This window comes from Dietzia sp. IBK-p2-16D (assembly GCF_057773085.1).
The window spans coordinates 599816-612603 of record NZ_JBYMTL010000001.1; the positions used below are offsets into that span (position 1 = coordinate 599816).

The 12788-nt window shown below is 72.1% G+C and carries 13 protein-coding genes; 4 read left to right on the forward strand and 9 right to left on the reverse strand.

The window, feature by feature from the left end:
• Positions 1–1389, reverse strand: coding sequence for a cryptochrome/photolyase family protein (locus AC3DE3_RS02865; protein WP_488369097.1), 1389 nt, complete (start codon positions 1387–1389; stop codon positions 1–3).
• A 106-nt stretch (positions 1390–1495) separates the two neighbouring features.
• A complete protein-coding gene (locus AC3DE3_RS02870) occupies positions 1496–2515 on the reverse strand; it encodes an LLM class oxidoreductase (protein WP_488368886.1) in 1020 nt (339 codons plus the stop codon).
• A 99-nt stretch (positions 2516–2614) separates the two neighbouring features.
• Here AC3DE3_RS02870 and AC3DE3_RS02875 point away from each other — a divergent pair, with 99 nt between their 5' ends.
• A complete protein-coding gene (locus tag AC3DE3_RS02875; protein ID WP_488368887.1) occupies positions 2615–3973 on the forward strand; it encodes a cation:proton antiporter in 1359 nt (452 codons plus the stop codon).
• A 7-nt stretch (positions 3974–3980) separates the two neighbouring features.
• Entirely contained in the window at positions 3981–4592 is a 612-nt protein-coding gene (locus AC3DE3_RS02880) for an NAD(P)-dependent oxidoreductase (protein ID WP_488368888.1), read from the forward strand.
• Here AC3DE3_RS02880 and AC3DE3_RS02885 read toward each other — a convergent pair.
• Positions 4529–5149 (reverse strand): DUF2238 domain-containing protein, encoded by a 621-nt coding sequence (locus AC3DE3_RS02885; RefSeq protein WP_488368889.1) that lies wholly within the window; start codon positions 5147–5149, stop codon positions 4529–4531. The two genes, AC3DE3_RS02880 and AC3DE3_RS02885, sit on opposite strands and share 64 nt — an antisense overlap.
• On the reverse strand, positions 5146–6063 hold the full coding sequence (locus AC3DE3_RS02890) for an endonuclease/exonuclease/phosphatase family protein (protein WP_488368890.1): 918 nt from the start codon (positions 6061–6063) through the stop codon (positions 5146–5148). Before AC3DE3_RS02890 ends, AC3DE3_RS02885 begins: the two co-directional genes overlap by 4 nt.
• 138 nt (positions 6064–6201) lie before the next feature.
• Between AC3DE3_RS02890 and AC3DE3_RS02895 the strand changes: the two genes are divergently transcribed.
• Positions 6202–7176: a pseudouridine synthase gene (locus tag AC3DE3_RS02895; RefSeq protein WP_488368891.1), complete on the forward strand. Its 975-nt coding sequence runs from the start codon at positions 6202–6204 to the stop codon at positions 7174–7176.
• On the opposite strand, the gene AC3DE3_RS02900 is transcribed toward AC3DE3_RS02895, so the two are convergent.
• From AC3DE3_RS02900 to AC3DE3_RS02920, 5 genes are all read right to left on the reverse strand, one after another.
• Positions 7154–7807: a dihydrofolate reductase family protein gene (locus tag AC3DE3_RS02900; protein WP_488368892.1), complete on the reverse strand. Its 654-nt coding sequence runs from the start codon at positions 7805–7807 to the stop codon at positions 7154–7156. The genes AC3DE3_RS02895 and AC3DE3_RS02900 overlap by 23 nt on opposite strands.
• Positions 7804–8319: an SRPBCC family protein gene (locus AC3DE3_RS02905; protein WP_488368893.1), complete on the reverse strand. Its 516-nt coding sequence runs from the start codon at positions 8317–8319 to the stop codon at positions 7804–7806. The genes AC3DE3_RS02900 and AC3DE3_RS02905 overlap by 4 nt, the downstream gene beginning before the upstream one ends.
• Before the next feature lie 3 nt (positions 8320–8322).
• Positions 8323–8667, reverse strand: coding sequence for an ArsR/SmtB family transcription factor (locus AC3DE3_RS02910; RefSeq protein ID WP_260487927.1), 345 nt, complete (start codon positions 8665–8667; stop codon positions 8323–8325).
• 106 nt (positions 8668–8773) lie between these two features.
• Positions 8774–10543 (reverse strand): lipase family protein, encoded by a 1770-nt coding sequence (locus AC3DE3_RS02915; RefSeq protein ID WP_488368894.1) that lies wholly within the window; start codon positions 10541–10543, stop codon positions 8774–8776.
• Between the two features lie 180 nt (positions 10544–10723).
• A complete protein-coding gene (locus AC3DE3_RS02920; protein ID WP_260487930.1) occupies positions 10724–11188 on the reverse strand; it encodes a MarR family winged helix-turn-helix transcriptional regulator in 465 nt (154 codons plus the stop codon).
• Positions 11189–11300: 112 nt separating this feature from the next.
• Here AC3DE3_RS02920 and AC3DE3_RS02925 point away from each other — a divergent pair, with 112 nt between their 5' ends.
• The gene (locus AC3DE3_RS02925; RefSeq protein WP_260487932.1) at positions 11301–12758 is read left to right on the forward strand and encodes an MFS transporter; all 1458 of its coding nucleotides are present in this window, start codon (positions 11301–11303) and stop codon (positions 12756–12758) included.
• Positions 12759–12788: the final 30 nt, after the last annotated feature.

Sequence of the window (12788 nt, forward strand, 5' to 3'; positions counted from 1 at the left end):
TCAGCGAGAGCGGTCCCGGACGAGGTCGTACCGACGCAGCGCCTCGAGCCGCTCCTCGGCGTGATCCACGATCCTCTCGGGGTACCCGTGGTCATGCCCGTCCGGCCACCGCCAGGGCTCGTGCGCGGCCGCGCCGGGTAGGTGCCGCAGTTCGGGGACCCACCGGCGGACGTACTCCCCTTCGGGGTCGAAGCGCTGTCCCTGGGTGACCGGGTTGAAGACGCGGAAGAACGGCGAGGCGTCGGTCCCGGTGCCGGCCACCCACTGCCATCCGTGGTTGTTGGAGGCGAGGTCGCCGTCGAGCAGGTGGTCGAGGAAGTGACGCGCGCCGACCGGCCACCACACGTGGAGGTCCTTGACCAGGAAGCTCGCGGTGACCATCCGGACACGGTTGTGCATCCACCCCTGGGCGAGGAGCTGACGCATGCCCGCGTCGACGAGCGGGTAGCCCGTGCGGCCCTGTCGCCAGGCCTCGACGAGGTCGTCTACCTCGGGGCCGCGGTCGTAGGGGATCCCCGCGAGGGTGTCGCGCAGATCCCGCCAGGCGGACCGAGGGTGGTGCCACAGGACGTCGGCGTAGAACTCCCGCCACGCGAGCTCGGTGACGAAGCGACGGGCCCCTTCCCCATCGGCGGCGGGGTGCGCCCCGAGGTCGGCCAGGATCGTGCGCGGGTGTATCTCCCCGTACTTCAGCGGCGCGGACAGGCGGCTCGTGGTGTCGAGGTCGGGTCGGTCGCGCTGTTGTCCGTAGTGCTCGAGGTCGTCCTCGAGGAAGGACCGCCATCGGGCGAGGGCCGCGGACTCCCCCGCGTCGCGGGTCGTGTCGCGGCCCGCGTCATCGGTCGCGTCACTGTTCGCGCCGCCGGCGCCGGGGAGCTCCCCGGCCGGGGCGTCCGCCCACGGGATGTCCCGGGGCCGGTGTCCGGGTTCGGGCCACCCGTGGTCGTGCCACGAGCGGGAGAACGGGGTGAACACCTGATACGGACGACCGCTGCCGTTGAGGACCCGGCCGGGCCCGACGGCGTACGGCGACCCCGTCTCGACCAGCCGGCGGCCGTCGGCCTCGAGCGCGGTCCGCACGCGCTCGTCGCGGCGCCGGCCGTAGGGCGTGGACTCGCGGCTGATGTGCACCTCACGGGCGCCGGTGAGGGCGGCGAACCCGGGGATCACGCGGGCGGGATCGCCGGTGCGCACGATCAGCGCTCCGGCGGTGTCCGCCGACAGCGCCGCGAGCGAGGCCGTCAGGCGGTCGGCCCGCGCGCCGGCCCTGGCCAGCAGCGCGGGATCGCGCACGAAGACGGGTAGCACCTCGTCCCCCGACTCGACCGCCGCGAGCAGCGCCGGGTGATCCGACAGTCGCAGGTCGCGGCGGAACCAGAGGATCGAGATGCCCACGGGCCCTCCCTCGTCGGCGCTCGCGGCGGATCGACCGGGATCCGCCACCGTGACCCCCGAGTATGGCAGACGTCCGGCCCCTCGCCAGTCGGCCGCGACGCTAGTGCGCGAGGGCCGGGAAGAGCGGCACGACGTGCTCGGCCAGCTCGGCGATCACCTCGCCCACCGGGCGACGGGAGGCCCCCAGACCCAGCTGCACGTGGTTGACCCCGATCCCCCGCAGGTCCTCGAGGTGGTCGACCAGACCCCGCCGGCCGACCCGGAACCCGAAACTGATCGGGGAGGCGGTCTCGCCGGGGTCCTCCGCCAGGTCGATCTGCAGCGACTGCGCGAAGGGTTTGAACACCTCGCCGTCGTCACCGACACCCTCACCCCGGTCGGCCGCCGCGGCGGCCACCGCGTCCCTCCACCGCACGACCGTCCGCCGCTGGGCGTCGAAGTCCCGCGGGTAGGTCATCCACCCGTCGCCGTGCGCGGCGAGGTAGGCCACGCTCTGCTGACACGAGCCGATCATGATCGTCGGTACCGACGAGGCGCTGGGCTTGGGCACCACGTCCGCACTGTGCATCCACCCGGCCGACCACCGGATGCCCCGCATCTCGGTGGTCATGGCGTGCGTCAGGACCCTCACGTTCTCCCGGAATCTCTCGCCGCGCCCGCCCTGTTCCAGACCGAACGCCCGGAACTCCTCGGGCCGGTCCCCCGACGCCAGGCCCAGCAGGAACCGACCACCGGAGAGCCGATCGAGGCTGGCGGCGGACTTGGCGACGTGCAGTGGATGGCGCACGGGAAGGACGATGCCGGCGGTGCCCAACGCGATCCGTGAGGTGTGAGCGGCCATGTAGGTGAGGAACACCCACGGGTCGTAGACCTGCCCGACGTCACCGAACGACGGCACCCGCAACGGGATGTCACGGGCGTAGAGGGCCGCGAACCCACCGGCCTCGGCGGCCTGCGCGACCTGCGCCTGCGCGTCGGCGTCACAGATCTCGTCCCCGTCGGCCCCGGTCCGGAGGGGGAAACCCAGGCCGAGGGTGAGGCGTCCGGGCGCGTAGGTACGGCGGAAACCCGGCAACTCGCGGGGGTCACCGTCGGAGCGGGTGCACGGCGAGTCGGTCATGCCCTCCACCCTCGCACGCCCTCCCCGCCGCCCGCCCGCGGCCCGACACCCGTGCTCTGGATTAAGATCCCCCTCATCCACCGAGCAGGAGGCGACGCGTTGACCACGACCCTGCTGGCCGCGGAGGCCTCCTCGACCGAACTGGTCTCGCTGTTCTGGGTCGTGCTGGTCGTCTTCGCCGCGCCGGTGCTGTCGTCGCTGACGCGGTCACTGGTCCCCGGCGTCGTACTGCTCCTCGTGGGCGGGATGCTGGTCGGTCCGAACGGGTTCGGTCTGGCGGTCGAGAGCGGCGGGGTGGCGATGCTCGCCGAGCTGGGCCTGGGGATGCTGTTCCTCCTGGCCGGGTTCGAGTTGGAGGTGTCCTCCGTGACGGGACGCGGTGGTCGGCGCGCCGCGGGGACGTGGCTGGTGAGCATGATCCTGGCCGCCGGGGTGGGATGGCTGGTGTCCGGGCGGTGGGAGACCTCCGTGGCGATCGGGCTGCTGCTCACCTCCACGGCGGTCGGGACACTGCTGCCGATCCTCAAGGGCGCGGGCCATGACGGCACGCCCGTCGGCCGGGCGGTCCTCACCCACGGAGCCGTCGGCGAGTTGGGGCCGGTCCTGGTGATGGCCGTGCTGCTCGGCACGCGCAGTGTCGGGTCCTCCCTGGTGGCCGTGGGGTTGTTCTTCGCCGCCGCGCTGGTCACCCTGGTGGTCCCGGCACACCTACTGCGCATCCCAGGCCTGGGGCGGGCCCTGGTGCGCGGTACCACCACCACGAGCCAGCTGGCGATGCGCACCGTCCTGTTGCTGCTGGCCGCGATGATGGTCGTGGCCACGGTCTTCGGGCTCGACGTGGTGTTGGGTGCGTTCGCGGCGGGCATCATCCTGCGGCGTCTGGTGGACGTGCTCGCCGATCAGCTCCGCCCGGGCGACGAGGTCCCCGGCCGGGGGCTGGCCGAGGTCCTCACGCACCAGCTGGAGACCGTGGGGTACAGCGTGTTCATCCCCGTCTTCTTCGTGGTGTCGGGAATGGCGATCAGTGTGAACGCGGTCGCCGCCGCGCCGGGGATCCTGGTCGCGGCGGTGGCGAGCATGCTCGTGATCCGCGGGGGCGGGGTGTGGGTGTCCGAGACCCTCGTGCGCACCAGCCCGGGCCTGACCACGACACGCGAGCGCGCCCGGGTGGGTCTCTATGCCGCCACGGGGCTGCCGATCATCGTCGCCGTGACCGGGGTCGCCGTGGACAACGGGCTCCTCGGCGCGGAGATCTCCTCGGTCCTCGTCGCCGCCGGGGCCGTCACCGTGCTGGTGTTCCCGATGCTCGCGGAGCTGGTGCGCACCCTCGACGACCGGCCGGACCGTTCCCGGCGGCGGGCGTCGGGCCCCGAGGGGCCGCCGATAGGGTCGGTGAGACGTGGGGACGAGCTCCCCGACGCGACGGACACGACGACGACGACGACGACGACGAAGTGAGGTACCGGTGAAGCTGACGGTCATCGGGGGTTCCCAGGGGACAGGGGCGAGAGTGGCCGAGCTCGCGCTCGATGCCGGTCACGAGGTCACGGTCGTCTCGCGCAGTGGCAGCGCACCCGCGGGTGCGGTGGTGGTGACCGGGAGTGCGACCGACCCGGAGGTGGCCCGCCGGGCTGTGGACGGGGCCGACGCCGTGGTCGTCACGGTGGGCGGCGCCAAGGGGGTCCGTCGGCAGCGCACCGGGGTCACACGGGCGGTCGTCGACGCGATGTCGGCCACCGGGGCCCGACGGTTGGTGGTGCAGTCCTCCCTCGGTGCCGGGGACTCCGGTGCCCAGATGCCGCTGCCACTCCGTCTCCTGATGAAGGTCGTGCTGGCCGCCCCGCTGGCCGACCACGACGCGCAGGAGGCCGTCGTGCGGGAGTCGGGGCTCGACTGGACCGTCGTCCGCCCGACCGGTCTCACCAACGCCGCGGGCACCGGACGATGGCGCGCCCACGAGGTCGGTGACGGCGGTCGGCTGGGCGGGACCGTCCCGCGCGCGGATCTGGCGGCCTACCTGCTCGAGGTGGTCTCGGACGATTCTCTCGTGGGCAGATCGGTGGGCATCAGCAGCTGAGGCCCGCGGGCCATGAGCCAGCCGCCGAGCAGCGCGCCCAGGCCTCCCGCCGCCATGTCGCCGATCGTGTCCCCGTAGGTCACGTAGATGTCGTCGGTGAGGTAGGCGTGACCGAACCACTCGACCATCTCCCAGAGCGCACCGAGCGCCAGTCCCAGCACCGTGGTCAGCACGAGTCCCCCGGTGGTGGAGAAGCCGCGGGCGCCCGGTGAACGGACGATTCCGCGGCGGGCCAGGAACAGGTAGGTCACCACCGCCATCGCGCCGGCGAGGACGAAGTGCACGGGGATGTCCCACCAGGTCACGGCCCGGTAGAGGTCGATGACGTTGCTCCACGCCGCCACGAGGAGGGCGACGGACACCAGGATGTCCGCCCACGGCCGCATTCCGAGGAACCTGGGGAACATGAGGCCGGGTAGCGCGAACGCGACGATGGCCGCGTCGGTGAGGTCGTGGAAGAGCACGGCGAGGACCACGCTGAGGACACCGAGCAGGCGCAGTGCGTCCGCGATCCGCTGCGCTCCGGTCTCGGCGGGCCGGAGGAAGTCGTCGATCACGTCGCCCGACCCCCTTCCTCGTCTCGCGCCGGGTCCCGCCCTGCCCGGCGACCGTTGCCCTGCCGGACCACGGCCTGCACCGGAAGGTGATCCGACGGCCACGCACCTTCGTGGCGCCGCGGGTTGATCGCGGCGTCGGTGACCCTAACCTGTGACGTGACCAGTATCCAGTCGATCCGGGTGCCACCTCGTCGCGGCTCGCGGTAGCCGGCATACGTGCCCCACGACTCGGTCCGCCGGTGCTCCGCCGCGCTCCAGCTGTCGATCAGCTCCCCCCGCGCCAGCAGGTCACGAACCGCCGGGTCGGCCGGGCCGGCGTTCAGGTCCCCGGTCACCACGGTCGGCACGTCCCCGCCGCCCAGCAGACTCCGGATGGCGCGGGCCGAGAGCACGCGGGAACGTCGCGAGAGGGGATCCAGGTGGGTGTTGACGACCCGCCACTCGTGGCCGGTGGCGCGGTCCCGGAAGTGTGCCGCCACGAGCACCCGGGGGAAGAGATTTCCCCAGGACACCGAACCGGGACGATCCGGGGTGTCGGACAGCGCGATCTGATCCCACCCCAGCAGGTCGAGCCTGGCCGTGTCGTAGAAGATCGGGCACGCCTCGCCGCCACCGTCGAATCCCCTGCCCCGCCCGATGTACTCGAAACCCCGGCCGAGCCCGTCGAGCACGGTCGCGGCCTGCTCGCCGAGCACCTCCTGGGCGCACAGCAGGGTCGGCCGCTCGGCCCCCAGCAGGGCCCGGAGTGCGGGCGCACGACCACTCCACCTGTCGGCCGCGCGGGTGAACGCGGGCGGAACCGGTCGTCGGATGTTCCAGCTCATCACGTGGATCCCCGGTGCGGGCACCGGACCGATGACCGGCGCCGTCTGTTCGCCGTCACCCGCGACGGTGCCGGGGCCATGCCGTTCCATCGGGTCATCCTCGGATCTGCGCGAAAGAGCTCGGTCACGAGTGTATTCGGAGCAGCGGCACCGCGCGGACCGGTCGCCGGTGCGGCCCGCGAGGGAAAGGCCGACCTCCCGACGTTCGCGCGGTGGGAGGATGACCACGTGTCCACTCCCCCGCCCCTGCCGTTCAAGGACGGCGTCGGGCCCACGCGGCTGAGGGTGCCGACCACCGGCCCCTGGTCGGGGATCACCGGGTTCCTCGAGTCCAGGTTCGACCACCTGGACCCGGGGGAACTGCACCGCCGGATCGGTGCCGGGGAGATCGTCGACGCCGACGGCCGGGCGATCGCCCACGACACCCCGCTGGGCACCCACGAGTTCGTCTGGTACCACCGCGACCTGCCCGCCGAGACAGTTCTGCCGTACCGGGAGGAGATCCTGTACCGCGACGATCACCTCGTCGTCGTCGACAAACCCCACTTCCTCCCCACCACGCCGTCGGGACGGTTCCTCCGCGAGACGGCCCTCGTCCGGCTGCGTCGGCGCCTCGGCAACGACGCGTTGACGCCGATCCACCGTCTGGACCGTGAGACCGCCGGGTTGGTCCTGTTCTCCGCGCGACGTGACACGCGCGGCGCGTACCAGTCGATGTTCGAGCGGCGAGAGGTCACCAAGGTCTACGACGCCGTCTCCGCTCTCCCGACCGACTGGGACGACCGTGCACCCGCACTCGACGGGCGCCCGCTGCCGGTCGTCCACCGCAACCACATCCGGTCCCGGCGCGGCGAGCTCCGCGTCACCGTCGACCCCGGGCTCGCGACGAACTCCGAGACCCACGTCGGCCTCCTCGCCGCCGGTCACAGTGTCACCGGGCGCGCGGTCGTGCACACGGTCCTGCGGCCCCGCACCGGCCGGCCCCACCAGTTACGCGTGCACCTCGCCGCGCTGGGCGTCCCCATCCTCGGTGACCGGCGCTACCCCGAGCTGCTGCCCGAGGCGCCCGACGATCCGGACCTCCCGCTCCAGCTCCTCGCCCGCGAGCTCGAGTTCACCGATCCGCTGTCGGGAGCCGCGCGCCGCTTCGTCACCCGGCGCACGCTGGAGCACTCGCCCGTCAACGGTCTCGCCGGAAACTGAGGTGCGTGACGCCGCCGGGCGAGGGGGTGGCCTCGATGTGGAAGCGCTCCTCCAGTCCCTCCATCCCGTCCCAGAGCCGTACACCCCTGCCCAACAGGATCGGGACGAGCGCGATGTGCATCTCGTCGATGAGGTCCGCCTCGAGGAACTGTCGGATGGTCGTGGCACCCCCGCCGATCCGCACGTCACCGCCCGCCGCGAGCCCCCGCGCATGGTCCAGGGCGACCGCGGGCGGGGCGTCGAGGAAGTGGAAGCTGTTCCCCCCGCCGAGCTCCAGGACCGGCCGCGGGTGATGGGTGAGCACCACGACAGGGGTGTGGAACGGCGGATCGTCCCCCCACCATCCGCGCCACTGCTCGTCCCACGGGCCCCGCGACGGGGCGAACTTGTTGCGGCCCATGATCTCCACGCCCACCCCGGTGTTCCACCGGCTCGCGAACGCCTCGTCCACGCCCACCGACGGCTCCTGCGCTCCGTGGAAACCCATCGCCTGGAACGTGCGCGTCGGCAGGGCCCACTCGAGCAGGCGGTGGCCGGCGTGACCGAACGGCGCCTCGAGGCTCTGCCCCTCGCCGGTTCCGAACCCGTCGAGCGAGACCGAGAAGTTGTGGACCCGCACCCGCGAGGTCATGACCCGGCCCGCCCGCCCGCGTCGGCGGCCAGCTCGCCGACGTAGGTCGCCAGGTGGTCCAACGTCTGCCGGCCACCCTCGACCGCGTGGTACTCGTCCACGGCACGATCCCGGTGTTCGCGCGTGGGGAAGACCGTCGTGAAGTCGATGCGGGTCCCGCCGCCCTCCGTGACGAACTCGAGTGTCGACTCGAACGCGTCGGGGTCGTCCGCGAACTCCCCGTGGAGGAGCCCGATCCGCCGTCCCGGAACGATCTCCCGCCACTGGATCCACTCCCGGTAGTCGGTCCCGTCCGGCCCGTGCATGACGAAATCCCACACCCCGCCCTCGCGGAACTCGAAGGACCGCGTGGTGGTGGTGAACCCTTCCGGGCCCCACCACCGCGACAGGTGCCGCACCTCGGTGAACGCCCGGAACACCAGGTCGGGTGGGGCGTCGACGTATCTGCTGATCCCGACCTCGCGATCCGCGGTCGGTGACACCACCGGATCGCCTCTACCGTTCGCGCTCATGGGTCATCCCTCCTCGTCCTCTGCCCGCGCCAACTCCCGGACGTAGGCGTCCAACTTGTCGAAGCTCTCGTTCCAGTACCGCTCGAAACCTCCGGCCCACTCGTGAACGGGCCGGAGCCCACGGGCGTCGAGGTCATAGAGTCGCTGCTTGCCGTCCCGGCGATCGCGCACCAGCCCGACCTCGCGGAGCACCCGGAGGTGTTTGGAGGCCCCGGGTTGGGTCATCCCCAGATCGAGGGCCACCTCGGTCACCGACCGCTCGCCGCCGCGCAGGAGGACCAGGATCTGCCGACGCTGTGGTTCGGCGATCGCGTTGAAGACGTCCGAGGTGGTCGCTGCCCGTGCCATACCGACAATCGTATGCCGATATGGGCAAGTGTCAATGGGGCGACGCATGATGCTCCCCGCCACCCCGACCCGGCCCGACCCGGCCCGGCCCGACCCGACCCTCCGGCTAGCAGGTCGGCGTGGGCGCCGCCCCACTCCAGCGGTCGAGGGTCCACTGCACCAGCTGCGGGGTCAGCGGCGAGTCAGCCGCGACCAGACCATTGTGGTCGAGACCCGGGTAGGTGCGGTAGTCCAGCCGATCGCCCGCCGCACAGCGCGCGTCGACCCAGTTCTGCTGCATGGCCGGCTTGACCAACGGGTCGGCCAGGCCCTGGGCGATCAGGACGGGCGCGGGCCACGGGCCGGTCGGCGAGTTCATCCGGAGCTTCTCCCCCAGGTCGCCGTCGAGGACCGCGTCGGGGAAGACCTGTTCCGGGATCTGCGTGCCGCGCAGCAGAGCCGCGATGACGTCCTTCTCGTTGAAGCAGAGGTCGCCGACCTTCGCCACCCCGTGCGCCGTGCCCGGGTTGAGGTGCCCGGACAGGTCCAGCTCCGGATAGATCACGTTCCACGACCGGGCGATGTACGCGGAGACGGTCTTCCCGGCCACCTCGCTCTTACTGGCCTCGGCGAGATCGAACAGGTCCGTCGCGGGCGCCATGCCGGCGATCCCCCTGAGGGTGAGCTCGGGCGCGTAGTCCCCGGCGATCTGCCCCGTCCACAGGGCGCCGTGGCCACCCTGGGAGTGGCCCCACACCACTGTGTCGGCGTCCAGGGTGAGTCCGTCGAGTTGCCGGGCCGCGCGGGAAGCGTCGAGGACGTTGCGGGCCTCCGCCTGCCCCACCAGGTACGGGTGCATCCCGGAGGTCCCCAGCCCCACGTAGTCGGAGGTCACGCCGGCCCAGCCGTGGTCGGTCACCATCTCCTCGAGCGCGGTGCCGGCGCCGTCGGCGAACGGGGTGGCGCTGAGCGACGGCGCGCACCGCGGCACGATCCCGGTGGTGCCGTGGGCGACACTGAGCAAGGGCAGCTCGTCCGCACCCCGGCCCGCGGGTGCGAGGACGGTGCCGCTCGCCACGGTCACCGTGTCGTCGGGCCGGGTGGTGGTGTAGAGGATCCTCCACGCGTCGGCCCCGGCCGGCACCCCGGCGGTGAGGGCCTCGGCACGGAGCAGGACACCCGGCTCGTCGGGGATCGGTTCGACCGGCGTGTAGAAGGCGTCCGGCTCGGGCCGCTCGTCGCCGCGGAGGAGTACCGCACTGACCACCGCCAGCGCGACGGCCACCAGGAACACCGCGGCCGCCCCCAGGGTGCGCCCCCAGCGGCGCACCCGCGCGCGCCCGGCGTGCACGCGCTCGCCCACCCGTGCCCGGGCCCGTGTGAGGACGATCTCCACAAGGGCGCGCAGTCCGATGAACACCAACCAGGCGCCGACCGCGTACCGGACCAGCTCGATCGCGAGCACCGGCCAGACCAGACACAACAGCCCCAGTAGCACTGCGGCCGCACCGCTGAAGACCCCCGCGACCCTCCGGTCGGCATCGCCCCTGAACGCCCCGGCGAGGATGTGGATCCCGTGCAGGACGAGCGCGGCGACCATGACCCACAGCAGGCTGCGGACACTCGCCGACCGCCAGGCGAGGACCACGATGCCCGCCGCGACCGCGGCGAGTCCCACCGGGACGCGCGTCCGCCACCCGGTGTCGCCGGCGCCGTCGACACCGGTGACCGTGGCAAGACCGACGACGACGAGGCCGGCCCCTGCGAGCGTGACGATCACGGGTACGCCGAAGTGGACCAGGATCAGTAGCGTCCCCAGGGCGATCGTCGCGATCGCCAACGCGACGCCGACGATCCGCCTCCGTCGGTCGGTGTGCCCGCCAGTCCCCTCGCGCATCGACCATCTCCTCCGGTGAGAGCCGGGGCCCGCACACGGCGTGCGGTTCGACCCCTCCCAGAAAATTAGCCCGCGGCGTCCCCCGTCCGGCCTGAACGGGGACTTCCCGCCCGTCGACGCCGACCGGGCGACGCTCCACGTCGCGGCTTCCGCCCGCCCTGAGGGCCCGGCCACCGCGGGTCAGGTGCCCGCCGAGTCGACCTCACCGCGGAAGTGGTCGAGGAACTCCCGGGCCAGGGCGAGGAACTTCTCCGCATCGGCGGGACCCATCGCCTCCAGCGCGGCAGCGTATGCCCCGAGCGAGATGCCCGCGTCGTCCTCGAACGCCCGGCGCCCCTCCTCGGTGCGGTCGAACTCGTAGGCGGAGCCACCGGGACGTCGGGACCTGACGAGCAGGCCGCTCCCCAGTGCCGCGTTGACCTGACGGTTGACCGTGGACTGCTCCAGGCCGAGTTCTGCGGCGATCTCCTTGAGCGTGCGCGCGTGACCGTCGGAGAAGAGCCAGAGCAACCGCAGATCGGCGGTGCCCAGACGCATGGCGCCCTCGAGGGCTCGCCGCTGCCTGTCCAGTTGCCCGAACAGGGCCGCGAGCTGTCGCTCCGCCGGGCCGCGCCCGTCCGACCACCGGACCTTCGCCGAGGCCATGGCCACTCCTCCCCCGCACACTTGCCACACCGATTCCGGATATGTACTCTACACATCATTGATATGTATGGTACATACACGCTGGCGTTGCCGGCGTCTACGAGAGGAACCGATGTCACGGTTTTCCGACAGGGCCTCGGCCACACCACTGGTGATCATCCTGGCCCTGGGGTTCTCCAGCCTGTGCACAGCACTGATGCAGTCGCTGGTCATCCCGCTGCAGGGTGAGCTGCCCCGCCTGCTCAGCACCTCCCCGAGCAACGCCGCATGGGTCGTCACGGCCACGCTGCTCGCCGGCGGCGTGGCCATGCCGCTGTCCGGCAAGCTGGCCGACCTCCGCGGCCGCAAGCCCGTCCTGGTGGTCTCCGCCCTTCTCCTGCTGGCCGGATCGCTGATCTGCGCCGTGTCCACCACCCTGGCACCGGTCCTCGTGGGTCGTGTTCTCCAGGGGCTCGCCATGGGGTACATCCCCGTGGCGATCAGTTTCGTCCGCGAGACGGTTCCGGCGTCCATGCAGAACACCGCCGTCGCCGGCATCAGCGCGACGCTCGGTGTCGGCGGCGCCCTGGGACTTCCCTTCGCGGCCTGGATCGCCCAGTCCTACGACTGGCACGCCCTGTTCTGGGTCTCCACCGGCCTGGCCACGGTCATGGTCCTGCTCTCCGCCCTCGTCCTCCCGCACCGCGTCCCGGCTGACGACTCGCGACTGGACGTCGTCGGCGCGATCGGCTTGTCCGTCGGCGTGGTGGCCGTCCTCGGCGGCATCTCCAAGGGCGGCGACTGGGGATGGAGCTCACCCCTCACCCTCGGCGCGATTCTCGGCGGAGCCGTGGTCCTCGTGGCCTGGGGGTTCTACGAGACCCGCCACCCCCACCCGCTGGTCGACCTGCGCACGAGCGCCCGGCGGCCCATCCTGCTGACCAACCTCGCCGCCCTGCTCATCGGCTTCGGGATGATGGCGCAGTCGATCGTCGTCCCACAACTCCTCCAGCTACCCGAGGCGACCGGCTACGGGCTCGGGCAGACGATGCTGCAGGCCGGACTGTGGATGGCGCCGGCCGGCTTGTTCATGCTGGTCTGCGCCCCGATCTCCAGCATGATGCTCACCCGGCTCGGGGGGCGCGTCACGCTGGCGGTCGGTGCGACGATCATCGCCGGCGGGTACCTCATCGGCGCCGGATTCTCCTCGGCGCCCTGGCAGCTCATGCTGGCGACCTGCGTCGCCTCCGCCGGGGTCGGCATCGGCTACGCGGCGATGCCCACCCTCATCATGGAGAACTCCCCCGCCAGCGAGGCAGGGTCCGGCGTGGGCGTGAACGCCCTCATGCGGTCGATGGGAACCACCATCGCCGGTGCCGTCATGGCCCTGGTACTGACCAGCCGGATGACGGACCTGGGCGGCGGCATCCGGATCCCGGCGCAGGACACGTTCCACCTGTGCTTCCTCCTGGGTGCGGGCGCTGCCCTCGTCGGCGCCGTGGTGGTTCTGTTCCTCCCGCGCGGGCGGACCACTGCCCCCACCGGCCCGATGACGATCGAGGCCGAGCAAGAACTCGCCCCCGCGCACTGATCGCACGTGGGGCGGGCCGCACGTGGGGCG

What these genes read in the sequence shown, in the direction of transcription:
- AC3DE3_RS02870 (WP_488368886.1), bottom strand. Translation starts at nt 2,515, where the DNA reads ATGACCGACTCGCCGTGCACCCGCTCCGACGGTGACCCCCGCGAGTTG.
- AC3DE3_RS02890 (WP_488368890.1), bottom strand. Translation starts at nt 6,063, where the DNA reads ATGGAACGGCATGGCCCCGGCACCGTCGCGGGTGACGGCGAACAGACG.
- AC3DE3_RS02900 (WP_488368892.1), bottom strand. Translation starts at nt 7,807, where the DNA reads ATGACCTCGCGGGTGCGGGTCCACAACTTCTCGGTCTCGCTCGACGGG.
- AC3DE3_RS02905 (WP_488368893.1), bottom strand. Translation starts at nt 8,319, where the DNA reads ATGAGCGCGAACGGTAGAGGCGATCCGGTGGTGTCACCGACCGCGGAT.
- AC3DE3_RS02910 (WP_260487927.1), bottom strand. Translation starts at nt 8,667, where the DNA reads ATGGCACGGGCAGCGACCACCTCGGACGTCTTCAACGCGATCGCCGAA.
- AC3DE3_RS02915 (WP_488368894.1), bottom strand. Translation starts at nt 10,543, where the DNA reads ATGCGCGAGGGGACTGGCGGGCACACCGACCGACGGAGGCGGATCGTC.
- AC3DE3_RS02920 (WP_260487930.1), bottom strand. Translation starts at nt 11,188, where the DNA reads ATGGCCTCGGCGAAGGTCCGGTGGTCGGACGGGCGCGGCCCGGCGGAG.
- AC3DE3_RS02925 (WP_260487932.1), top strand. Translation starts at nt 11,301, where the DNA reads ATGTCACGGTTTTCCGACAGGGCCTCGGCCACACCACTGGTGATCATC.